General features: G+C 56.0%; 23 protein-coding genes and 1 CRISPR repeat array (1 of these 24 cut by a window edge). Of the genes, 20 read left to right on the forward strand and 3 right to left on the reverse strand.

Translation table 11 applies throughout. The features are described 5' to 3' along the window. A CRISPR array of direct repeats spans positions 1–735; the repeat unit is 36 nt; unit sequence GTCGACGTTCATCCCCAAATTGAGGGGAACTACACC (it extends 489 nt beyond the left edge of the window). Between the two features lie 156 nt (positions 736–891). The 10 genes from TH25_RS02510 (at position 892) to TH25_RS02555 (ending at position 10,850) form a co-directional block, all read left to right on the forward strand. Continuing rightward, positions 892–1,827, forward strand: a complete 936-nt coding sequence (locus TH25_RS02510) for a substrate-binding periplasmic protein (protein ID WP_114086814.1) — start codon at positions 892–894, stop codon at positions 1,825–1,827. 370 nt (positions 1,828–2,197) lie between these two features. Continuing rightward, positions 2,198–3,229: a DctP family TRAP transporter solute-binding subunit gene (locus TH25_RS02515; RefSeq protein ID WP_114086815.1), complete on the forward strand. Its 1,032-nt coding sequence runs from the start codon at positions 2,198–2,200 to the stop codon at positions 3,227–3,229. A gap of 137 nt (positions 3,230–3,366) precedes the next feature. Then, positions 3,367–3,954, forward strand: a complete 588-nt coding sequence (locus TH25_RS02520; protein WP_258548999.1) for a TRAP transporter small permease — start codon at positions 3,367–3,369, stop codon at positions 3,952–3,954. After that, positions 3,951–5,246: a TRAP transporter large permease gene (locus TH25_RS02525; RefSeq protein WP_114086816.1), complete on the forward strand. Its 1,296-nt coding sequence runs from the start codon at positions 3,951–3,953 to the stop codon at positions 5,244–5,246. Before TH25_RS02520 ends, TH25_RS02525 begins: the two co-directional genes overlap by 4 nt. Positions 5,247–5,407: 161 nt before the next feature. Beyond that, on the forward strand, positions 5,408–5,815 hold the full coding sequence (locus TH25_RS02530; protein WP_114086817.1) for a hypothetical protein: 408 nt from the start codon (positions 5,408–5,410) through the stop codon (positions 5,813–5,815). A 130-nt stretch (positions 5,816–5,945) separates the two neighbouring features. Further along, positions 5,946–6,410 carry a PaaI family thioesterase gene (locus TH25_RS02535; protein WP_114086818.1) on the forward strand — a complete coding sequence of 155 codons (465 nt, stop codon included), beginning with the start codon at positions 5,946–5,948 and terminating at the stop codon, positions 6,408–6,410. Positions 6,411–6,498: 88 nt separating this feature from the next. Then, complete coding sequence (locus TH25_RS02540) at positions 6,499–7,671, forward strand: isovaleryl-CoA dehydrogenase (protein ID WP_114086819.1); 1,173 nt, start codon at positions 6,499–6,501, stop codon at positions 7,669–7,671. A 51-nt stretch (positions 7,672–7,722) separates the two neighbouring features. After that, a complete protein-coding gene (locus TH25_RS02545) occupies positions 7,723–8,910 on the forward strand; it encodes an acetyl-CoA C-acyltransferase (RefSeq protein WP_114086820.1) in 1,188 nt (395 codons plus the stop codon). 110 nt (positions 8,911–9,020) lie between these two features. Further along, the gene (locus TH25_RS02550) at positions 9,021–9,641 is read left to right on the forward strand and encodes a carbonic anhydrase (protein ID WP_114086821.1); all 621 of its coding nucleotides are present in this window, start codon (positions 9,021–9,023) and stop codon (positions 9,639–9,641) included. A 75-nt stretch (positions 9,642–9,716) separates the two neighbouring features. Then, a complete protein-coding gene (locus tag TH25_RS02555; RefSeq protein ID WP_114086822.1) occupies positions 9,717–10,850 on the forward strand; it encodes an acyl-CoA dehydrogenase in 1,134 nt (377 codons plus the stop codon). 35 nt (positions 10,851–10,885) lie between these two features. On the opposite strand, the gene TH25_RS02560 is transcribed toward TH25_RS02555, so the two are convergent. The 3 genes from TH25_RS02560 to pspF form a co-directional block, all read right to left on the reverse strand. Further along, positions 10,886–12,499, reverse strand: a complete 1,614-nt coding sequence (locus TH25_RS02560) for an ABC-F family ATP-binding cassette domain-containing protein (protein ID WP_114086823.1) — start codon at positions 12,497–12,499, stop codon at positions 10,886–10,888. 204 nt (positions 12,500–12,703) lie between these two features. Further along, a complete protein-coding gene (locus TH25_RS02565; RefSeq protein WP_114086824.1) occupies positions 12,704–13,165 on the reverse strand; it encodes a hypothetical protein in 462 nt (153 codons plus the stop codon). A gap of 13 nt (positions 13,166–13,178) precedes the next feature. Further along, positions 13,179–14,231 (reverse strand): phage shock protein operon transcriptional activator, encoded by a 1,053-nt coding sequence (gene pspF / locus TH25_RS02570; RefSeq protein WP_114086825.1) that lies wholly within the window; start codon positions 14,229–14,231, stop codon positions 13,179–13,181. Positions 14,232–14,366: 135 nt separating this feature from the next. Between pspF and pspA the strand changes: the two genes are divergently transcribed. From pspA to TH25_RS02620, 10 genes are all read left to right on the forward strand, one after another. Continuing rightward, positions 14,367–15,032 (forward strand): phage shock protein PspA, encoded by a 666-nt coding sequence (gene pspA / locus TH25_RS02575; protein WP_114086826.1) that lies wholly within the window; start codon positions 14,367–14,369, stop codon positions 15,030–15,032. Between the two features lie 87 nt (positions 15,033–15,119). Beyond that, complete coding sequence (gene pspB / locus TH25_RS02580; protein WP_114086827.1) at positions 15,120–15,368, forward strand: envelope stress response membrane protein PspB; 249 nt, start codon at positions 15,120–15,122, stop codon at positions 15,366–15,368. Beyond that, positions 15,365–16,003 carry a PspC domain-containing protein gene (locus TH25_RS02585; protein WP_258549000.1) on the forward strand — a complete coding sequence of 213 codons (639 nt, stop codon included), beginning with the start codon at positions 15,365–15,367 and terminating at the stop codon, positions 16,001–16,003. The genes pspB and TH25_RS02585 overlap by 4 nt, the downstream gene beginning before the upstream one ends. Before the next feature lie 508 nt (positions 16,004–16,511). Further along, a complete protein-coding gene (locus TH25_RS02590; RefSeq protein ID WP_114086828.1) occupies positions 16,512–17,888 on the forward strand; it encodes an ATP-binding protein in 1,377 nt (458 codons plus the stop codon). A 54-nt stretch (positions 17,889–17,942) separates the two neighbouring features. Then, positions 17,943–18,563: an EndoU domain-containing protein gene (locus TH25_RS02595; RefSeq protein WP_181847356.1), complete on the forward strand. Its 621-nt coding sequence runs from the start codon at positions 17,943–17,945 to the stop codon at positions 18,561–18,563. 124 nt (positions 18,564–18,687) lie between these two features. After that, positions 18,688–19,047: a hypothetical protein gene (locus TH25_RS02600; RefSeq protein WP_147252975.1), complete on the forward strand. Its 360-nt coding sequence runs from the start codon at positions 18,688–18,690 to the stop codon at positions 19,045–19,047. 225 nt (positions 19,048–19,272) lie between these two features. Beyond that, positions 19,273–20,328 carry a serine hydrolase domain-containing protein gene (locus TH25_RS02605; protein WP_114086961.1) on the forward strand — a complete coding sequence of 352 codons (1,056 nt, stop codon included), beginning with the start codon at positions 19,273–19,275 and terminating at the stop codon, positions 20,326–20,328. Between the two features lie 225 nt (positions 20,329–20,553). Continuing rightward, complete coding sequence (locus TH25_RS02610; protein WP_114086831.1) at positions 20,554–21,039, forward strand: MarR family winged helix-turn-helix transcriptional regulator; 486 nt, start codon at positions 20,554–20,556, stop codon at positions 21,037–21,039. Next, positions 21,039–23,267 (forward strand): FUSC family protein, encoded by a 2,229-nt coding sequence (locus tag TH25_RS02615; RefSeq protein WP_114086832.1) that lies wholly within the window; start codon positions 21,039–21,041, stop codon positions 23,265–23,267. Before TH25_RS02610 ends, TH25_RS02615 begins: the two co-directional genes overlap by 1 nt. Next, positions 23,264–23,470 (forward strand): DUF1656 domain-containing protein, encoded by a 207-nt coding sequence (locus tag TH25_RS02620; RefSeq protein ID WP_114086833.1) that lies wholly within the window; start codon positions 23,264–23,266, stop codon positions 23,468–23,470. The genes TH25_RS02615 and TH25_RS02620 overlap by 4 nt, the downstream gene beginning before the upstream one ends.

Raw genomic sequence — 23,470 nt, forward strand, 5'->3', positions numbered from 1 at the left:
AACTACACCGATTTCCGGCATTACAACACGTGGGAACCAGTCGACGTTCATCCCCAAATTGAGGGGAACTACACCGATTTCCGGCATTACAACACGTGGGAACCAGTCGACGTTCATCCCCAAATTGAGGGGAACTACACCGACGGTGTAGCGCGGGTTACGTTACCCTGGGTCGACGTTCATCCCCAAATTGAGGGGAACTACACCCAAGTTGCGCATCCAGTGCAGCGAGTTTTTGTCGACGTTCATCCCCAAATTGAGGGGAACTACACCCAAGTTGCGCATCCAGTGCAGCGAGTTTTTGTCGACGTTCATCCCCAAATTGAGGGGAACTACACCCAAGTTGCGCATCCAGTGCAGCGAGTTTTTGTCGACGTTCATCCCCAAATTGAGGGGAACTACACCGTCGCCTGCTGAGTGGGACGAGGACGCGATGTCGACGTTCATCCCCAAATTGAGGGGAACTACACCCGAACGTGTGGCCGGGGCTATTAAAATGAAGTCGACGTTCATCCCCAAATTGAGGGGAACTACACCAGACAGAATGCCATCAAGAAAGACTTCGGCGTCGACGTTCATCCCCAAATTGAGGGGAACTACACCAGACAGAATGCCATCAAGAAAGACTTCGGCGTCGACGTTCATCCCCAAATTGAGGGGAACTACACCGCGCCCAGGGCGATTGAGTAGAACAGGTTTGTCGACGTTCATCCCCAAATTGAGGGGAACTACACCCTGCTTTGTCATGGTAAAATTCCGATCCAAGTCGACGTTCATCCCCAAAATTGAGGGGGATGAAGCGGGTGTTTGCGGCTTGAATTGGGTGGCGTTGGAAGTGCGTTATGGTTTTGCCGGGGGGCGTGTTATAGTGGTGGCCGCAATCGGGGGCGGATGACCGTTTTACCGTGGGGGATTTGGCTGTTACGTGACCCGTCTGGCACGCGGGTATTGAAGGAGCGGGGGATCAGCATGGTCTCTGGCGTTTATGATGCAGGCTCTGTTCGATATGGATTGGCCCGGATCGCCGGGGCCGTGTCGCGATTTTTTTTGCTGTTGCTATTGGCGTCGGTCGGGCTGGTGTTTGTGCCATTACGGGCCAGTGCGGATGACTGCAGCACGCTTTTAGTCTCGGGAAACCCGGATTACCCACCTTATTTATGGCCTGATCCGGCCAATCCGGCGGAATTGATTGGCGCGAATGCCGAATTTATCAAAATGGTCGGCCGGGAAATTGGCGTGGAGATGCAGGTGCGCCATGCCGGGCCGTGGGGCCGGGTGCAGGAAGAGCTGCGCCGGGGCAATATCGATATGATTGCCGGGGCCTTTTATACGCCCGCACGCGAAGAATATATGGATTATCTGCGGCCTGCCTTTCAGGGCACGCAAACGCGCATCTGGACCCTGAACGGTTTTCCCCGCACCCTTCATCGCTGGCAGGACTTGCGTGGCCTTGATGGCGTGACGGTGATCAATAACAGTTTTGGCCCGGTCTTTGACAATTTCGCGGATCAAAATCTGAAACTTCAGGAAATCCCCACGCTGTCGCAAAGTTTGCGTCTGCTGGAACTGGGCCGGGCGGATTACCTGATTTACGAGGATTTCCCCGTTGCCGCCTTTTTGGCCCGTAACAACATGACCGGCATCATGGCCCAGCCGGTGCGCATCAGTGCCGAGGATCTTTTTATCACCCTGTCGCGCAATTCCCCCTGCAATACGCCGGAAATGCGGGTGCGCCTTTCATCGGCCATTCGCAAACTGCTGGAGGACGGGGTGATGAAACGCCTTCTGGCGGGCAATATCGACCGGTGGGGTGGGCTGGTGAATTAACCTTGTTGATCCTCCCGCGCAAATATGCGGCGAAAAGGATGGTTTAAAGGGGGGTATCCGGCTGTCGGGATCAAGGTTGTCCGGCAGCATTTTTTTTTCAACGGATTACCGGGTTTTTGGCGGTGTGCTGCCCTGATGGGGCCGCCAGGGGGCTTTTGCGGGCGCATCGCAGACGCATCGTAGACGCATCGTAGACGCATCGTGAACGCATCGTAAACGCATTATCTGGGCAGGGTTTTTGCCGCCTTTCCCGGATCGATTGCGGCAAAATTGTGCCTTTGGAGTTGTTTTGACAACAGATTCGATATTAACTGCGCCCAGTAACGGAATTAAGTTACCCAATAAAGACATTCCGGGAGGAACGATAGCGATGAAATTTTTCAAAAGCCTGCCCGCCCTGGTGATGGGCGCGGCACTGGCCCTGAGTGCCACGGCCCATACGGCCCACGCGGCGGATTACAAAAGCGAATATAAAGTTTCGACCGTTCTGGGCAAACCGTTCCCGTGGGGGGAAGCGGCCGGGAAATGGGCCGAGCTGGTGGCCGAACGCACCGATGGCCGCATTAACCTGAAGGTTTATCCCAATGCGCAACTGGTGGCGGGCGACCAGACCAAGGAATTCACCGCCATGCGCCAGGGCATTATTGATATGGCGGTGGGATCGACCATCAACTGGTCGCCGCAGGTCAAGGAACTGAACCTGTTTTCACTGCCCTTCCTGATGCCGGATTTTGCCGCGATGGATGCCCTGACCCAGGGGCCGGTGGGCGAAAAGATTTTCGAGGCGATCCGCAAACAGGGGATCGAGCCGATTGGCTGGGCCGAAAACGGTTTTCGCGAAGTCACCAATTCCAAACATCCGATCACCTCGCCTGCCGATCTGGATGGTTTGAAAATGCGGGTGGTCGGATCGCCGCTATATAACGATATTTTCACCGCCCTGGGGGCGAACCCCACGCAAATGAGCTGGGCTGACGCCAAACCGGCCCTGACCACGGGTGCGGTTGACGGGCAGGAAAACCCGCTGACCGTTTATGATGTGGCCCAGATGGAAACCGCAGGCCAAACCTATATCACGCTGTGGCATTATGTTGCCGATCCGCTGATTTTTGCGGTCAACAAGCGTGTCTGGAACTCGTTTAGTGACGAGGACAAGGCGATTGTCAAACAGGCGGCTGATGATGCCGGGGCCTATGGCATTGCGCTGGCGCGCAAAGGCATGACCGATGATGACCAGTCGCTGATCAAGGCGCTGGAAGCCCGTGGTGCCAAGATCACCACCCTGACACCGGAACAGCGTCAGAAATTTGTCGATGCCACCCGCGATGTTTACAACAAATGGAAAGAACGTATCGGTCCGGATCTGGTGGATATGGCTGAAAAATCCATTGCCAACCGTTAAGGCATTCGTGTGTCTTTGACTGTCTGATTTTGCGGCCCTCACAGTACCGTCTCATTACCCTGCCGGTGCTGTGAGGGCCGGTTTCCCTGCTTTATTTTCCCGCCTGTTTGTTATGCTGTGTTTGAAAGGTCCCGACCGTGTCGGATCGTGACGGAATCCCCCTTGAATTTGACGGCGAACCACATGGTTCCCAAGAGCGTGAACCAGATGCGCAAAAGCCCAAAGCCCCGTGGCTCAAGATCGAGGAAGCGATTGCCGCGCTGGCAATGGGGCTGATCTGCCTGATCAGTCTGGCCAATGTGGTGGTGCGCTATCTCACCGATGTGTCCTTTGCCTTTACCGAGGAATTTTCGGTCTTTCTGCTGGTGGTGATGACACTGGTCGGGGCGTCCATTGCCTTTGCCCGCAATGAGCATATCCGCATCACGTTTTTCCTGGAGCGGTTTCCGCGCCCGCTGCGCATTGTGGTTGAATTGCTGATTTTGGCAATCACGACACTGCTGTTTGCCATGATCATGTATTACGGCGCGACCTTCACCTTTGATGAATATCAGTATGGCGAAATCTCGGCCGGGCTGGGCTATCCCAGCTGGATCTATTCGATCTGGCTGCCGCTGCTGTCACTCGTCATTCTGTTTCGCGTCATCGAACATGCCTGGCGTTTGGCCCGCTCGCGCCGCGCAGGTAATGCAGGCAGCCACCCGCAGGATGGAGGGGCGAAATGACCCCCAGTCTTGCGCTGCTGGCATCCTTTGCCGTTTTGCTGTTTATGGGCGCACCCATTGCCGTTGCCCTGGGTTTTGCCGGGGTGGTGGGCATTTATCTGGGCCTGGATGTCTATGCCCTGGCAACGGTGGGCACCAATACCTATAACGGCATTGCCAAATATCCGCTGATTGCCATTCCCCTGTTCATATTGACCGGCATGATTTTCGAGCGTTCGGGTGTTGCAAAAGGGCTGGTGGAATTTGCCGGGGCCCTGGTGGGGCCACGGCGTGGCGGGCTGGCGGTTGTCGCTGTGCTGGTCTGCATGATGATGGGCGGCATGTCCGGCTCTGGCCCGGCGGATGCGGCGGCTGTGGCAATGGTGATGATCCCGTCGATGATGAAGGCGGGGTATCCGCGCGAATTTTCCGCCAGCGTGATTGCCGCCGGGGCCTCGACCGCGATTTTGATTCCGCCCTCGGTCGCGCTGATCATTTATTCGATCATCGTGCCGGGTGTGGACCTCCGCGCCCTGTTTGCAGGCGGCATCATTCCCGGTTTGCTGGCCGGTCTGGCGATTATCATTCCGGTCGTGCTGCTGTCGCGCCGGCATGATTTTGGCGCGCAGGAAACCCGCAGCCAGTCGGCCCTGTTGCCTGCCTTCATACACGCCTTGCCGGGGCTTTTGGCCCCCGTGATCATTCTGGGCGGTTTGCGTTCCGGCCTGTTCACCCCGACCGAGGCCGCCGTGGTCGCCGTGGCCTATGGGTTGTTGATTGGCATGTTTGTCTATCGCACCATTCGCCTGCGCGATTTGTATCAGTTGTTTGTTGATTCCGCCGTAACCTCGGGCGTGATCATGCTGATCATTACGCTGGCCGGTATTTTTGCCTGGGCCGGGATGACGCTGGGCACGTTTGATATGGTGGCAAATGCCATTTTGGGCCTCTCAACCAACGAACATGTTGTGTTGGCGCTGATCATGGTGGTGCTGCTTCTGGCCGGGATGGTGCTGGACGGGGTGTCGATTTATCTGATCATGCTGCCCATCCTGATGCCGATCATGCAGGAATTTGGCTGGAGCACGGTGTGGTTTGGCGTGGTCATGGCGATGAATATCGCGATTGGCCAGTTCACCCCGCCTGTCGCGGTGAATTTGATGGTCACAACCCGCATCGCCGGTGTGCCGCTGGAAAAATCGGTGAGCTGGAGCCTGTGGCTGGTGCTGTCAATGGCGATTGCCATGACCCTGGTGATCATGTTCCCCGCCCTTGTCACCTGGCTGCCCGACCTTTTGGGCTATCGGACCTGACAGGTACCGCCGCCACACGCTGCATTTTAGGTTGTCGGGCGGAGAACTGCTTTTCAGGCGGTTTTCCGCCCGATCCTGTTTTAACGCGGTGAAAACATTTAACATGGAACGTTAATTGGGCGGTCTTTAAGACGTCGTAAGGAACTTTCTGTTGAGGTGACATGAGCAAACGTTCCGCGAAAATTCTGTTTTGGGTTTATGTTGCGCTGATCGTGTTTAGTGTCCTGTTTGTCAGTCTTTGGGGCTATGAAGGCGGTACCGGGGAGGCAACAGTCCTTGAAAATATCTATTATCTGATCAGCGACGGCCTGTTGTTTGCCGCTATTTTTGATTACGCCTATAGCCGTAAGTGGTTCGGCGAGAAGGTGGTTATTGTGATTATGGTCAATACCATTGTGTCGGGTATTTATAGCGTACTTTCCCTTCTTGTGCCGGACTATGCGATTTTGTCCTCTTTTGATGTCGGCTCCCTGATTGTCATTTATGTCGTGGCTGACGGCCTCGCCCTGGTGTGCATGAACAGCCTGCGCAAGGAAGCCCGTTTGCGTAACGCGCCCAAACACGGGTAATTCAGGGCTTTTCATGAGCTTCGAGCTGAAACGCGGATTAATTCGGTAAGCCTGTGCGGATTTAATTTGACGTTAACGTAAACGTTAACTACAAAGGAGTCCGTTCCAGACCTTAGCAGGCAGGCCCGTCATGACCGCGTTTGAACCGCTTAATCCTGATTATGATGCTGAAGTACGCCGTCGTTTTGCCCAGCAGCCCTATAATCTTTCCATTGGCGCACGCGTGGACAAGGTTGCACCCGGCCGGGTAGAGCTTGTCATGCCCGCCCGGGCCGATCTGGTGCAGCATAATGGCTATTTTCACGGTGGGGCGATTGCCGGGCTGGCCGATATTGCCGGAGGGTTTGCTGGCTGGAGCCTGGTTGCCGCCGATCAGGGCATGCTGACGGTGGAATACAAGCTTAATATCGTCGCACCGGGCCTGGGCGAACAGTTGCGTGCCGTGGGCGAGGTGGTGTCGCGCGGGCGGTCCATTATCGTGACACGGATAGATGTGTTTGGCGAGGCCGACGGGCAGGCCAGCTTATGCACAACCGCCTTGCAAACTTTAAAAGTCATGCGCTTGCCACCGGAGCTTTTGGCCGGGGCGGCATAGAATGACCGGCATAGGACCGGACCAAAACAGGGCGCGGTAATGGCCCGTCTTTCATGAATGATAATCGATCAAGGGCAGGAATATTGTTATGGCATTTGTTGATTTTCCCGGTTTGAGATTTGATCTTGGCGAGACGGCGGAGGCCATTCGCGAAACGGTGTCGGCCTTTGCCGAAGCCGAAATTGCGCCACGCGCCGCCGAGATAGATGCGAAAAACGACTTCCCCAACGATCTTTGGCGTAAATTTGGGGATCTGGGCCTGCTGGGCATTACCGTGCCCGAGGAAGATGGCGGCACCGGCCTTGGCTATCTCGAACATGTGGTGGCGATGGAAGAAATCAGCCGTGCTTCGGCCTCGGTCGCACTGTCATACGGGGCGCATTCCAATTTATGTGTCAACCAGATCCGCCGTAATGCCAGTGCGGAGCAAAAGGCGCGCTATCTGCCCAAACTGATCAGCGGGGAGCATATCGGTGCCCTTGCCATGAGCGAACCCGGCTCAGGCTCTGACGTGGTGTCGATGAAATTGCGGGCGGAGAAAAAGGGGGATCGTTATATTCTGAATGGCAATAAAATGTGGATCACCAACGGCCCGGATGCCGATACCCTGGTGGTTTATGCCAAAACCGATGCGTCCGCCGGACCCAAGGGCATCACCGCCTTTATCATTGAAAAGGGGTTTAAGGGTTTTTCAACTGCGCAAAAGCTCGACAAACTGGGGATGCGCGGGTCCAATACCTGCGAGCTGGTGTTTCAGGATTGCGAAGTGCCCGAGGAAAATGTGCTGGGCCATCTGAATGGTGGTGTGCGTGTGCTGATGAGCGGCCTTGATTACGAACGTGCCGTTCTGGCCGCTGGCCCCACCGGCATCATGCGGGCCTGCATGGATGTGGTGGTGCCCTATATTCACGAGCGTAAACAGTTTGGTCAGGCAATTGGCGAATTTCAGCTGATGCAGGGCAAAATGGCCGATATGTACACCACCATGAATGCTTGCCGCGCCTATGTATACGAGGTTGCCAAGGCCTGTGACCGGGGTGAAACATCGCGCAAGGATGCTGCCGGCGTGATTTTATATGCCGCCGAAAAGGCGACCTGGATGGCGCTGGAAGCCATCCAGACCCTGGGCGGCAATGGTTATATTAACGAATATCCGACGGGCCGGTTGCTGCGCGATGCCAAACTTTATGAAATCGGCGCGGGCACCAGCGAAATTCGCCGCATGCTGATTGGTCGTGAACTTTTTGGTGAAACAGCATAAGTGCCTGTTTTATTCCGTCTTGTATGAAATTTTCCCGGATAAAGGGGCGAAATGATGACTGCTGATTCCATCGTGATTGTTTCCTGTGCCCGCACCCCAATGGGCGGCCTGTTGGGCGATTTTGCCAGCCTTACCGCATCTGAACTGGGTGGCGTTGCCATCAAGGCGGCCCTTGAGCGTGGCAATGTTGCCGCCGATGATATTGACGAAGTGATCATGGGCAATGTGCTGCCTGCAGGCCAGGGGCAGGCCCCGGCCCGCCAGGCGGCGTGGAATGCCGGTATTCCGCGTGCCGCAGGGGCCACCACGATTAACAAAATGTGTGGCTCGGGCATGAAGGCGGCGATGCTGGCCCATGACCTGTTATTGGCGGGCAGTGCGACGGCAATGGTGGTGGGCGGCATGGAAAGCATGACCAATGCGCCCTTCCTGCTGCCCAATATGCGCGGTGGCAATAAATATGGTCATTCACAGGTCTATGACCATATGGCGCTGGATGGGTTGGAGGATGCCTATGAAAAGGGCCGTTCAATGGGCACCTTTGCCGAAAGTACCGCCGATAAATACGGATTTACCCGCGAAGCCCAGGATGACTATGCCATCGCGTCCCTGACGCGGGCACAGGAGGCCATTACATCCGGCCAGTTTGCCGATGAAATTACCCCGGTGACGGTTTCAACCCGCAAGGGCGATGTGGTAATTGATACCGACGAGCAACCGCCCAAGGCCAGCCCGGACAAAATCCCGACGTTGCGCCCCGCCTTTCGCAAGGATGGCACGGTAACGGCGGCGCATTCCGCCTCGATCTCGGACGGGGCGGCGGCACTCGTGATGATGCGTGAAAGCGAGGCACAAAAGCGCGGCCTTAAACCGCTGGCGCGCGTGCTGGCCCATGCCACCCATGCGCAGGAACCCTGCTGGTTTACCACAGCGCCGATTGATGCCATTCGCAAGGTTTTGGCAAAAACCGGCTGGGATGCACAGGATGTTGATTTATGGGAAATCAACGAGGCCTTTGCCGTGGTGGCAATGGCGGCGATGCACGATTTGGACCTTGATCATGCAAAGGTGAATGTCAATGGCGGGGCCTGTGCGCTGGGCCATCCGATTGGCGCGACCGGGGCACGGTTGCTGGTCACACTGATCCATGCGCTTAAGGCCCGCGGCGGGCGCAAAGGTGTGGCGTCGCTGTGCATTGGCGGCGGGGAAGCAACCGCAATGGCGCTGGAGCTGATCTAGCCCGGGAATAGCAGGGTAATTCTGGAAACTGTCTTTTGAGGGTACCCAAGCGGGCAAATTGCCCTTATTTTGGGCCTCTTAAGGTCAATTCAGAATAGAGAATTTGCGGAATGGCGAAAAGCACTGTCGAGCGGATGCTGGCCGGTTTCAAAAGTTTCAAGGCGATGTATTACGAACAGCGCCCTGAACGTGTTACCGACTTGATGAATATGGGCCAGAAGCCCGAAGTGCTGTTGATTGCCTGTTCTGATTCCCGTGTTGACCCGGCCATTCTGACCAATGCCGAACCCGGCGAGATGTTTGTCATTCGTAACGTTGCCAATCTGGTCCCACCTTACGAGCCTGACGAAAACTATCACGGGACGTCATCGGCCATCGAGTTTGCGGTGCGCGATCTGAAGGTTCGCGATATTGTCATTCTGGGTCATTCGGCCTGTGGTGGTATTCAGGCCCTGGTGGAGCATGGCGAAGCGGGCAAAGTACCAGAGCGTGATTTTATCGGTGAATGGGTCAGCATGGCGAAATGTTGCCTGGAACACGGACCGGATGTTGACGAGGTTTCGCGTCGTTCGATCGGCAATTCGCTGCAAAACCTGATGACGTTCCCCTACATTCAGGAACGTGTCGCGGCCGGAGACCTGAACCTGCATGGCTGGTGGTTTGGCATGAAAGAAGGGATTTTGTGGCGTTATGACGCCGCAACGGATGAATTTGTTCAGGGCGACGAATAAGCCTGGCCGGACCCGGGCGGTGATCCCGTTCTGATCGCCTGGCCGGTGAGGTCGCCCCAGCGGGAGGATGCCGCCATGCGGCTGGAAGAGTATCAGGTCATGGTGCGCGATACCGCGCGCGAATTTGCCGAAAACGAGCTTAAACCCCACGCCGCCAAATGGGATATCCATCACACATTCCCGGCCGAAGCCATTGCCGGGCTGGGCGAGCTTGGTTTTATGGGCATGCTGGTGCCCGAAAGCTATGGCGGGGCGGGTATGGACCATGTGGCCTATGCCCTGGCGCTTGAGGAAATTGCCGCAGGCGACGGCGCAACATCCACCATCATGTCGGTCCATAATTCTGTTGGTTGTATGCCGATCCTGAAATTTGGCACCGAGGCGCAGAAACAGGAATTTCTGGTGCCAATGGCACAGGGCGAGAAAATTGGCGTTTTCTGTCTGACCGAACCCCAGGCCGGGTCCGATGCCAGCGCGATCAGGACCCGGGCCGTGCGTGACGGCAGCGACTGGGTTTTGAACGGGGCGAAGCAATTCATCACATCGGGCCGCGAAGGTGATGTGGCGATTGTTTTTGCCGTGACCGACCCGGCGGCGGGCAAGCGCGGCATTTCCGCCTTTATCGTGCCCACCGATACACCGGGTTACGTCGTTTCCCGGACGGAGGACAAGCTGGGGCAGAATGCCTCCGATACCTGCCAGATCACCTTTGTTGATTGCCGTGTTCCGGCGGAAAACATGCTGGGTGCCGAAGGGCAGGGCTATAAAATTGCCCTGGCGAATTTGGAAGGCGGGCGTATTGGCATTGCCGCGCAATCGGTGGGTATGGCGCGTGCTGCCTTTGATGCCGCGCGGGATTACGCCAATGAACGCGAAACCTTTGGCAAAAAGATTATTGATCATCAGGCGGTGGCGTTTCGCCTGGCCGACATGGCCACCAAAATTGATGCCGCCCGCCTGTTGGTGCATCGCGCCGCCGCGCTTCGCGATGATGGCAAACCCTGCCTGACCGAGGCGTGCATGGCAAAGCTGTTTGCCTCCGAAATGGCGGAGGAAGTGTGTTCCAGGGCCATCCAGATCCACGGTGGTTATGGCTACCTTAAGGACTTTCCGGTTGAGCGCATTTACCGCGATGTGCGTGTGTGCCAGATTTACGAAGGCACATCCGACATCCAGCGCATGGTGATTGCCCGCGCCCTGGCTGATTAGGGCAGCCTTTTGACGCACAGGGCAAAGGTGCCTTCCTATACAGGGTCGAGCCTCCAGCCCCGGGCGGTTGCCGATAACCGGTCTGTCAGTTCCAGGTTATCGAGGAATGCGTCATCATGGGAGACCACAATCAAGGTGCCGCGATAGGCCCGTAACATGGTTTCCAGCGCCTGCAAGGATGGCAGATCAAGGTGATTGCCGGGTTCGTCAAGCAGCAGCAGTTCCGGTGGCGCAGCAGCATACAGGATGCAGGCCAGGGCCGCTTTCAGGCGTTCGCCACCACTGAGTTTGCCGCTGGGAATTGTGATTTTGGTGGCGTCCAGCCCCAGTTGCGCCAGACGCATCCGCAAATCGCCTTCGGGGGCGTCACGATTGACCTGTTGTAGTTGGGCAAGCACCGTTTTTGCGGGATCAAGACCGGTGAGTTTCTGATCAAGATGCGCAGTCTTTGCAAAGACTGCGCATGTGCCACCGACAGGCGATAGCTGGCCCGCAAGCATCCGCAGCAATGTGGACTTTCCGCATCCGTTGGGCCCGATAACGCCGATACGCTGTTGCCCGCCCAATATCAGGCTGATGGTTCGGGCCGGGCCCGTGACATGGGGGAGCACCGCCCCTTCGAGCTTTGCAATACGCCTTTGCATCGCCTGGCTAAGCGGGCGGGAATGGACGGTGATGGCTGTTTGATTTTCAACGTGCCGGGCGGCTTCCTCAACGCGCCGATCAAGGTCTGCCCGGTTGGCGATCTGCTTTTTGCGCAATGTGCCTGCGGATGCTTCGCTACGCTCTTTTTGGCGATCGAGCAGGATTTTGGCCTGATTGGCATCTTTGCCCTGTCGTTTGCCCCGTGCCTGTCGGCGCTGTTGCCGTTCACGCTGTTTTTGCGCCACCCTTTCATGGCGCTGGCGTTCCGTTTTGCGTTCATGCAGGTTCTGTAGGGCGTTTTGCCGTTCATGGGCCCTGGCTTCGGCGTAAAACGTGTAATTGCCCCCGTAGCTGTGCAATCCATGCGACGAGAGTTCAACGATACGGTCGAGTGATTCCAGTACTTCCCGGTCATGGCTGATGACAATCAGACCGCGAGACCATTGTCGAAGCTGATGGATCAGGGCATGACGGCCAGGCCTGTCGAGATGGTTGCTGGGTTCGTCGAGAATCAGAAAATCGGCATTTGAAAGTGTGGCTCCCATCAGGGAAACGCGCATTGCTTCACCCCCGCTTAGCATCGATGCCGGTGTGTTCGCGCCCAGATGGCCTAAATTATGATGCTCAAGTTGCTGGAAAAGACGCTGGTTTATATCCCAGCTGTCGCCCACGATGTCGAAATCTTCCGGGGCTGTGCTGCCCGTTTCGATACGTTCCAGGGCATCAAGGATATGTTTGATGCCGGCAAGGTCGGCCACGCTGGAACCCGGCGGGTGGCTGACATGCTGGGCCAGATAATAGACTGTACCGGAACACTGGCAGTGGCCTGATGTTGGCTTTAGCAATCCGGCCATGATGCGCGCCAACAGGGTTTTGCCCGCGCCATTGCGCCCGACAAGGCCGGTTGCGCGCAGATCAAATGTTTCGGTCAGATTGGAAAAAACAGGTCGGCCATCGGGCAGCACGTAAGACACGTCTGTGATGGCAAAGCTGATATGTGTCATGCGGTATTTCCACGATGCCGTGATCTCCCCCTGTGATCAGGGGTGGGTGGAGACAGGCCGTCACAAGAACGGCGGCATCACTGGCGCATTGGACAAACACCTCACAAACGCGAAATTAAGGTACAATCATAACTCTAATGGTTGCGCCTGACAATGCCGCAATACGGGAAATGCCCTAACGTGATGGGGCTTGTTTTGGGGTAGTTAGGCAGAGGGCGGGCCAAAGCGGGTTAAAAAGCGGTTGGCACGGGGCAGGGCATTATGCAGGAACTGGTCGGGGCCGCGCAGCCACAGGCCATCAATTTCGCGGGATTTTTCTTCCGATATTAAAACATTGCGCGGCAGGGTGATTAAATCGGCCTGCCATCCCGGCCAGCGTTGCCGGGCCCGATGCCAGGTGTGGCGCAAATAGGCATCGCGCGGGCTGAAGCCATGATAATCAAAAATCCAGTCATGTCCGGCAATAACAATATGATTTCCGGTAAATCCTGCCGCCGGTTTGAACCTGAGCGAGTAAAAGCCGCGATCCCCGTTGGCATCAAACCGGGCCAGAAAGGCATGGGCCAGAATATGACAGGCTCCGCAGGCAAAAAACACGCGGTCGGGCAGGTTCCATCGTTTGACCGGGTCCTTTTTGCAATAGCCGGGGGTGCGGGGCTGATACATGGGGGCCTATTCCCTATCGCGATGGCAGCAGGTCGTATTTTTCCAAAAGACGGCGAAGCTGGTGATAATTCAGTTTCAGGAAATTTGCCGCTTCGGTCTGGTTGTTATGATTGGCCTGCAAGGCATGTTTGAGAAGGGCTATTTCATAGTCCCGTGTGGCTTCGCGAAAATCAAGGCTGCCATCTTTTGCAGAGGGCATGTGTGGTGGTGTAGGCTGGTTCGGGCTGTCTGTTGTTGGATCTGCGCTTTTTTGCGTTTCGCTCCAGACCCCTGCAAACGGGTCCAGCACGATACGGGAAACCGGGGCGTCGGTGTCTTCGCTTAAGTAAAGGCTGCGTTCAACCGCGTTGCGCAATTCGCGCACATTGCCCGGCCAGTCGTAATTTTTCAATTGTTCTATGGCCTGACTGTCAAAACCGGAAAAGACCTGTCGCGATAAACGTTTGGTCATTTCCAGGGCGAATTGTTCGGCCAGGGGCAAAATATCGTCCGGGCGTTCGCGCAGGGGCGGCACGGCGATCACGTCAAAGGCCAGGCGGTCCAGCAGGTCGGCGCGGAATTTCCCCTGTGCGGCAAGCTGTTTGAGGTTTTCATTGGTGACACCAATGACGCGCACATCCACGTCAATCACCTCGCTGCCGCCCACCCGTTCGATCTCGCCATATTCCACCACACGCAGCAGTTTTTCCTGCACCATCTGGCTGGCGGTGGCGATTTCATCCAAAATGATGCTGCCGCCATGTGCGCGTTCAAACCGGCCGACATGGCGCTTTTGCGCGCCGGTAAAGGCCCCGGCTTCATGGCCGAAAAGCTCGGTATCAAGCAGGGTTTCGCTAAGGGCGGCACAATTGACCTTGACCAGTGGTCCACCCCAGCGGGTGGAAAGGTAATGCAGGCGCGCGGCAATCAGCTCCTTGCCCGATCCGCGTTCGCCAATCACCAGGCAGGGGCGATTTATGGGCGCCAGGCGCGACACATGCTCCAGCGCGGCCAAAAAGCGGGGGTCTTCGCCCAATATGGTTTGTGATATGTCCATTTCGCGAAAAACGTTATCGGAAAACGCCATAAAAGTCGCGATAAATATTAATTTTCGAGAGGTGATTTTTGTTAAGTGTTTGATTTTAAATAAAAAATAAAACTGGCACGCTATCTGCAAAGCAAGGGGCAGAAGAGTTTACATCCCCCAACAGGAGATCGAGCAATGGGCGTGTTCTCGCGTTTGTCCGATATCGTGAATGCCAATATCAATTCGCTTCTGGATCGTGCCGAAGATCCGGAAAAAATGGTCCGCCTGATGATTCAGGAAATGGAAGATACCCTGGTCGAGGTTCGGTCAAGTGCTGTTAAGGCGATTGCCGATAAAAAGGAAGTCGAACGCAAGCTGAAAAAGCTGCGTGATGGTCAGAATGAATGGGAAGAAAAGGCGGAATTCGCCGTTTCCAAGGGTCGTGATGACCTTGCCAAAGGGGCCTTGATGGCGCGTCGCCGTCTGGCCGACCAGGCTGTGGTGCTGGAGCGTGAACTTGAAGTGATCGAGGAAACGCTGGGCAAGTTTGATGAAGATTTGAACAAGCTCAATAGCAAACTGAATGAAGCCAAGGGCAAACAGCGTGCGGTGGAAATTCGGATGAAAACGGCGGAAAAGCGCGTTAAGATGCGTGAAAAGCTGCATAACAGCCAGATCGATGATGCCCTGCTGCGCTATGAAGCAATGGAACGCCGGATTGACGAGCTTGAAGCCAGTGCGGAATCCTATGATATGGGCCGGGCAAAAACCCTCGATGAAGAGTTTGGCGACCTTGAGGCCGAACTTGGCATTGAAGATGACCTGAAAGCATTGAAGGAACGGGTCAATAAAGACAACTAATTCAGTGTGCAGGCGTGCTGGTGTCTGCGGTTGGCGGTCATGGCCAAAGGTGGCGTGACCGAACCTTAACAAAGGTAAGGGGCGCTTATGTGGGCTATTGCCGTTCCACTGATTGTGTTTATTTCCATTGTCGGGCCGGTTTGGGTGGTTTTTCATTACATTACCGTTTGGAAACGGATGAAGGCCGAACGCCAAAATGTCCCGCCGGTGGAAAGCCAGGAACACAAACAGGCACTGGCCCATCTCAAACAGAGGGCCGAGCGTCTTGAAAACCGCATAGCGACACTGGAAAGTCTTCTGGATGCAGAGGTTGCCGAATGGAGGAACAGAATATGACTGCCGAGCAAGCTGCTGCCGGTGCGCGATTTTACAACAGGCATCATGGCCCCCGCGAGCGGGGATGCCGGTTCCGTCGCGGTGAAGGGCGCAACCCTTCCCACCGTGGCTGTGGGCACCATAACGGGCCGTATCGCGGCGGACCGCTTAGAAGCACCGTTAACGGTGTGGCCGAAAAATTTGGCATTCCGCGCAAGGGCGTGCTGATTGCCTGGATCGTGACGCTGATTTTCAGCTTCCCGGTTGGCGTGTTTCTGTTCCTGGTGGCGTGGTCCTATATCCATCGCCCGGAATGGTTTTCCTTCCTTGGCCGTCGGGGGCATCGTGGCGGGGCTGCGGGCACGCATCGTCGCACAACCCCGAACGAGGCAACCGCAGAACAGGCTGAAAGCCCCACCTTTGGTGTTGATTACGAAGAACCCTGGATGGAAGATCTGCGCGAACGGTTTGATGATCTGGAGCGCCGCACCGGAAATATGGAAGGATATGTGGCCTCGGGTGATTATAATCTGTCGTCGGAATTCAAGCGGATGCGCAAGGAAGACACGTCTGATGATGGCTCCGGGCCATCAGATGTGAAAAACCCGCAGAATGGTGCGGACGATAAATCGGACAAACCCCAGGATCGCGCCTGATCACAGCCCCCGTTTCACCCTTTCTCTTCTTCTTTGTCTTATTGGTTTCATGCTGGTCGGCCTGCTTCCCCCGCCCGCCCGGCCAGCATGATACGGACCGTGCTGCTTTGGTGCCCCGTTGTCGGGTCAGTCTCCCTCGTGTCTTCCCCAAGACTCCGCATTGCAGTTCGGTCCCGGATCGCCTGTCATCTGACGGGCGATCCGTTTTTATGGCCGAGACCCACTTGTCCTGATCGAAATCGATCGGGACAGCCCTCAATCGGCGGGCGGGCTTCTCCGAAACCCTTGCCTCTCGCGGCATAGGCCGCGCGGCGCCGTCGCGCCTAGCCAGTCCAGGGTGCGTTTCACGCATCGAGCACTGGTATGAACACATAAAAGACTCGCCCGGAATCAAGTATTTCTTAAAAAATCATCGAATAAGGTTTATGACTAACCCTAATTTGGATGTTGTTGCTGGCGTTATTTGATCCTGCACTTCATTGATCGGCAAACTGTTTGGGGGCGGTTTATGGCGGCTTTGGTTGAACATCCCGGCGAACCGGATTTTCTGCGTCGCCTGATGCTCGATAATCCCTGGTGGGAGGGGATCACCGATGAAATGGTGCATAACCTGCCGGTCCGGGCCTTTTTCAAACGGTTCTGGAATGCCATTGAGCGGGGCGATGGCAGCAAGGCCGTCCTGCTGACCGGGCCACGCGGGGTGGGCAAAACCGTGATGCTGCGTCAGGCGGTATCGCAACTGCTCGATGGTGATACACCGCGCCGCCATGTCTGTTATGTCTCGCTGGAACATCCGCTGTTCCTGGAGCTTGATATTTCCCGCCTGCCGCGCCTTTTGCGCGCATCGCGCGGTATTTCGGCCGATCATCCCTTATGGCTGTTTATCGACGAGGTTTCCTATCAGCGGGACTGGGAAAGCCAGATTGCCCGCTTGCTCAAGGCCGACCCGATGGTGCGGGTGGTGGCCGTCAGCGCGCTGGCCCCGGCCGCGGAAAACCGGGCGCATTTGACAACACTTTTCCTGCCGCCTTTCAGTTTTGCCGAATATCTCGAACAGCGCGGCGTCAAACCGGCGGATGTTTTACCGGAATCGCCCAATGCCACCCGTTTTACAACCGATGTGCCACCGGGCCTGGTCGAACTGAATACCCTGTTTGAAGATTACATCAATGAAGGCGGTTTTCATGACCGTGACGGCGAGGCCGGGGCCATTCATCGGTCGCTTCATTCCGACCTTCCCGGCCTGCATGGTATTTCCAGCCCGTCGGACCTGCACCGCCTGTTTGTGTTGCTGGCCTATAATACCGGGGCCGAATTTTCGATTGAAACGCTGGCGCGTGAACTGGATCTCGCCAAAAATACCCTGCGCCGCTATCTCGAATATCTGGAAAGTGCCTGGCTGGTGCGCCGCCTGGAACGGGTGGACCAGGATGCCAAACCGTTTCAGCGCGCGGTGGCCTTCAAGGTGCATCTGATTCATCCGGGCCTGCGCAGCGGGTTGATTGGCGGGCGCGCCGAAGGCGAGGATACCGTGACACGGCTGGTGGAAACCGCGATTCAAACGCAGTTTCTGGCATCCAGCACCGGGATGGAAAGCCTGTTTTATGCCCGTTGGGGGCATTATGAAGTGCCGTTTGTGTTTTTGGACCGGCGCAGTGGGACGCCGCTATTTGCCTATCATTGCCTGTGGCGCGATGATGCCATTCGCAAACCCAAGGAAGTGCGCGCGCTGGTCAATTTCAAAACCAGCCATGATTTGCCCCTGGGGGCATTTGTGCTGACCAAGGCGCAGTGGCATGGCGGCAAGCTGGGCGGGGAGCCGATGCGCTTTGAACCGGCCAGCGTGCTGGCATTGCGCATCGGACTTGAATTTTCACAGCTTTAGGCATCCGCCGTCCGATATATGCTTTTTAAGTCATTGATCAGGATTATTTTGGCCATGTCGGGACGTTTATTGCGGTTTTATCTGGGAAAAATTGTGCTGACGGGCGCGTTTTTCGTGCTTTTTGGGGCTGTTGTGCAAGCGGGCGGGCCTGCTTTACAAGCCTCCGGCCCTGTGGTCTGTCCCGGTCAGGGGCATGGCAGCGCGGCTGTGCCGATTAACCTTGAGCATATTTTTTGTGGTGAATTGAACCGTAAAAACCGCTTCACCGGTTTTCATGCCCGCCCGCAGGGGCAGAACCCCGTCACCATTGCCAGAGTCGAGATGGCGTCGGGCTCGGAAAATGCCAATGGCGTTTATGAGGCCACGGTGTATTGGAATATGGACCGCGATGCCGATGAAAGGCCGGTCAATCCCGCCAAATTTTCCACCATGTTCCCCGATGATTGCAGCCGGGACCAGATCATTGCCTCGATCCTGTATGCCAGCCGCCACGCCCTTTCGGCGTGTCCGGCCGGTGCGCCGGGCTGGACCCGGTGTGGGCTTAACCGGCCGGACGATCAAGCAGCCGCGTCCCAATATTGTGTCGGCAAGGACCTGACATCACGTTTCACCATTGCCTTTGCCCTTCATGAGGGTCGCGTTAATACGGCGTTTCCCCTTGCAATGGGCCGTTGATGTGTTTTGGCGTGTGCCCTTGATACGGTGATGCTGTTTATAATTGTTAAACTTCGGTCTTGTGCTTTTTTTAAGGGTACCCATTATTATGATGCCTTGAGACGTGTTGCCGTAATTGGAGGTCATGATGGGGGAATCACTGGGGGGTCCCTGCGTTACTGTGCCCGATTGGCCGGGGCGCAAAGCAAATGATGGGGGACATGCCCGCATCACGGCGTTTCTGGTGCTTGATATTCAGCAATCGCTGGAAAAGGCCGAAGCCGTGCGCAAGTGCATTTTGGCACAAACCCGGGGCGAGGGGGGCGACCCCGATCAGCGCGAAATTGTCATGAACGCCTATGATGTGACTTTCGGACCGGTTCAGTGTGTGATTGAACCGGCCTTTGACGATACCGGCGAGGTTGCGGTTTTTGTCAAAACAGCCGACCTTTTGGCCGCGATAGAGCGACGCATTGCCGACATTAAGGGTTTTGATCGCACATAAATCCCCAAATGGTTGCATTCCTTGAGGACAATAACGGATTATCGTTGTGTTTTTCTTTGATTGCAGGCAAATCCTGTCCATAGTGATGGTCTGATGGATCAGTCGGGGGCCGATACAGTGCGTAAACGGGCGTGCCAAAGGGGTGAAAGGCGAAAGCCGGGTATTGTCGCTGCCCTGTTTGGGGTTTTCGGGTTTTTGCTTTTTGCAGGGCAGGTGGCGCCCGTAATGGCGCAAACTCAGGCAGCACCATCTGATCCGTTGCAAACCTTTTTACAGGCCTATGTTCAGCAGGCCGGGCTGCCCGGTGCCGTTGTGGGCATTTCCTATGCCGATGGCAGCAGCCGTTTTGTCGCTGCGGGCCTGTCCAGTGCCAAGCCCAACCGCAAAATGCGCGAATCAGCGCGGTTTTATATCGGCTCGCTGACAAAAATGATGACCTCGGTGGTGATTTTGCAACTGGCCTCCGAACAGCGGCTGAAACTGTCGGACCATCCGGCGCGCTGGTTGCCGCCGGAATATGCCCAATCCATTGCCAATGCCAAAACCGCCACCATCACCGATTTGCTGCATAACAGTTCCGGCATTCCCGATTATCTGGATGGCGATTTCTTTTTTGAATTGGTCGGGCGCGAACCGCAACATGGCTGGCGCAATGCCGAATTGCTGCCCCTGATTGCCGATCGCGATGCGGTTTTTTCGCCCGGCAGCGATTACGCCAATTCCAACAGCAATTATATTTTGCTGGGTTATATCATCGAACAGATCGAACAGGCCCCGATCGAGGATGTGTTTGAAAAACGCATTTTTACCCCGCTGGATATGAATGCCACAAGTTTTGGCAGCTTCCCGCGTGATCGCGACATTGCGCGTGGTTATGACGACGGGGACGGCGATGGCAACCTTGAAGATGTGACCGATTATGATGTCGGCGATCATCTGGCCGATGGCGGGGTGGTGTCAAATGCCCGTGATATGCTGGCCTTTTTGCGCGGCCTGTTTGCCGATGGCACCCTTCTGGGGCCAAAGGCGATTGAACGCATGATAACCGATACCCGTTTTGCCGGTAATGGCTCCTATGGCTATGGCGTGATGGTGGGGCAAAGTGACTGGGGGCCGGTTTGGGGCCATGACGGGACCTATTTTGGCTATAGCGCGGAAATTTCGTGGTTTCCCGACCAGCAAACCGGCGTGGTTTTTCTGACCAATGGCCGTCCTCTTAACGAGGTTCCTCCCTTTACCCAGCAGCTTCTGCCCGCCTTGTTTGGCAATCCGTTCCAGTAAAATTTCCCTGGTTTCATGTTTGACCAAGGCCGATTGCGCCACACCCCATATGCGGGTGTGTGCGTGCTTTTTATGTGCGGTTTAACCTGTGTTCCTGGCCGGGGAAAGAGACGCATTCATTATAAGTATCTGATTTATATTATTTATCATGCCATGCAATTCGTTCATGTCTGATTGGAATTAAAATAGATAGGATTCAAACTAATTCAATGCTAACTTTATCGCATGAAAGATTTTGACCGCTTTTCCGAACATCTGACCATTGGCAGTGCCCTGATCAATGTCGCGCGCAAATGGCGCCGCGAGATTGATCATGCCCTGCTTAAACATGGTTTGTCGCAAACCACCGCCTTGCCGCTGATTGTGCTGCATCGCCGGGGCGGGACTGTCCGCCAGGGCGCCATTGCCGAAGAAATTGGGGTTGAGGGGCCGTCACTGGTCAGGGTGATGGATGCGCTGGAAGCTGATGCAATGGTGCAGCGTGTGGCAGACCCGACGGACCGGCGGGCCAAGATGGTATCCCTCACGCCGCAAGGGGCGGCCAAAGCCATCGAGATCGAACAGATCCTTTCGCAGGTACGTGACACGATTACGGCGGATATTGAGGATGATGATCTGGCAACCACGCTGACGGTGTTAAAGCAGCTTTTGGCAAAGCTGACCTGCCGCGAAGAAAAGGATTCCGAAACCACGCCACGAAAGGGGATGTAATGTTAAAAAATATTCTTGCGTCCCGTCCGGGGCTGGGTGACTGGCTGTTTTCTGCCAAAACACTTGCCGCAGCATTGCTGGCGCTGTTTATCGCACTGGCTTTTGATCTCGACCGCCCGGTCTGGTCGATGGCAACGGTTTACATCATTGCCAATCCGATGAGCGGTGTTTTGGCATCGAAGGCGGTATATCGGGTGATCGGCACCATCATTGGCGGTGTTTTTGCCATCGCCCTTATTCCCAATGTCGTGGATGCGCCGGTTTTGCTGTCTTTGATGATGGCGGGCTGGGTTGGCCTGTGCCTGTATTTATCCCTTCTGGACCGTACGCCGCGCAGTTATCTGTTCATGCTGGCGGGCTATACGGCGGCGATTGTCGGTTTTCCCTGTGTGACCGATCCGGGGACGATTTTTGATGTTGCCGTGGCCCGTGTGCAGGAAATTATTCTTGGCATTCTGTGTGCGACAATTGTCAGTCATGTTGTTTTTCCGCGCCATTTGGGGCCGGTGCTGGCTGCCCGGATTGACCGTGCGCTCAAAGATGTGCGCGACCTTGCCAGTTTGAGTTTTGCTGGCGCGCCGGATGACGAAAAACTTCATAATGACCGGACCCGTCTTATTGCCGATATTGGCGAACTTCATGGTCTTGCGGTGCATGTGGGATATGAACGTTCGGCACTGAATGGCATGACACGCCCCTTGCAGGCGCTGCAAAATGCGATGGCGGCTTTGCTGCCTGCGCTTTACAGCCTGCATGACCGCATCACGGCCCTTGCCGCAACGCATCAGGGTGTGCCGGAAAATGTCGTTGCGCTGTTGCGCAAGGTTGATGCCTGGATGCAGGACAGTGCCGCCGATCCACAAGACAGAACGCGGATTGATGCGTTGCATCGCGAGATTACGGCTGTGTCACGACGCTATGAGGTAAACCGCAACTGGCATGATTTGCTGGTCATTAATTTATGTGTGCGCCTGCACCGTCTGATTGGTTTTTACGATGACTGTCAGTTGCTGTGGGCCGGTATTCGCGAGGGCAATCCCCCCCGAATGGTGGTGGACCGCTGGCGCGACCGGGGGGAAGCCGCCTCGCTGCATGTTGATTATGGCATGGCCTTGCGCTCGGCCCTGACAGCCATGATTGCCGTGCTGGTCGTTTGTTTTATCTGGGTTGAAACGGGGTGGCCCTTTGGTTCCCAGGCGGCCATGATGGCCGCCGTTGCCACCAGTATCATGGCATTTCTTGACGATCCGGTACCGGCGCAAAAGGGGTTTATCACCTATACGCTGATTTCGGTGGTGGTGTCGCTGTTCTACGGTTATGCGGTTCTGCCCTCTATTGACGGGTTTCCGCTGCTTGCGGCGGTATTTGCGCCCTATCTGCTGTTGATCGGGTTGCTGATCCCCTCGCCCAAAACCTTTATTTTTGCGCTGCCAATGGCGGTCAATACCGTGATGCTGCTCAACATTTCCACCCGTTATACGGCCAATTTCGCCGGTTCGATTGACGGGGCTGTGGCAATGTTGACCGGGTTTATTGTCGCAGCCGTCATTACATCGATGATGCGCTCGATCTCTCCGGATCACAGCATTCGCCGGTTGTTGCAGGCAAACTGGCGTGATCTTGCCAGTCTTGCCCGTCAGGACTGGACAATGCCCCGCATGGCAGTTTTGCGGCGTTTGCTCGATCGGCAGGGGCTGATTTTCCCCCGGTTGGCCCTGGCGCCGATACATCGTGCGCGGTTGATGCGTGCGATGCCCGAAGTGTCAATTGCGGCCAATCTTCTTGAACTGCGCCGCTTGCGCCGGATGCTTGACGACGACATTCGGGCGCGGCTGGACCGGTTTTTGACGGTTATGGGCACACATTTCGATTTGCGTACGCGCGATTTTGACCGCGCCCCTGATGCCGAACTTCTGCACCTGGTTGATGAAATTCTGATGCGGGTCACGGATGATGTCTCCTTGCCCGAATTCGCCTGTTCGTCGGCTCCGTTGCCGGTTTCTGTTGCGGCCACACCGGCATTTGGCCGGGCCAAAAGGGGCCGCAAGGGGGGTGTCATTGCCATTGCGCCGCATGTCAAACGGCGGCTGGTGGTAACGCTTGTGGCGATGCGCCGGGTTCTGGCCCGCGATAGCGAACCGGATTTTGGCAAGAATTTTCGCCCGGTCGCCCTGTCCTTTGCCGGTGCAAATGACCAGGTGCCGGCCAGTCTGGAGGGACACGCATGATTGACCCGATGGTGGATGTCTATGGCGTTTTTCTGCCGAGCTTTCTGGTCGCGGCGATTTTGGCCTGGTTCAGCCTGGTTGTGTTGCGAAAAGTGTTGGTGCGGGTGGGCTTTTACCGCGCAACGTTTCATTCCGCTCTGATTGATCTGGCGCTGTTTGTGTTGCTGCTGGCCGGGATCACGGCGGTATTTGTAGGTAGGTGA

Origin of the sequence: Thalassospira profundimaris (assembly GCF_003326755.1) — a bacterium.
GTDB lineage: Bacteria > Pseudomonadota > Alphaproteobacteria > Rhodospirillales > Thalassospiraceae > Thalassospira > Thalassospira profundimaris_B.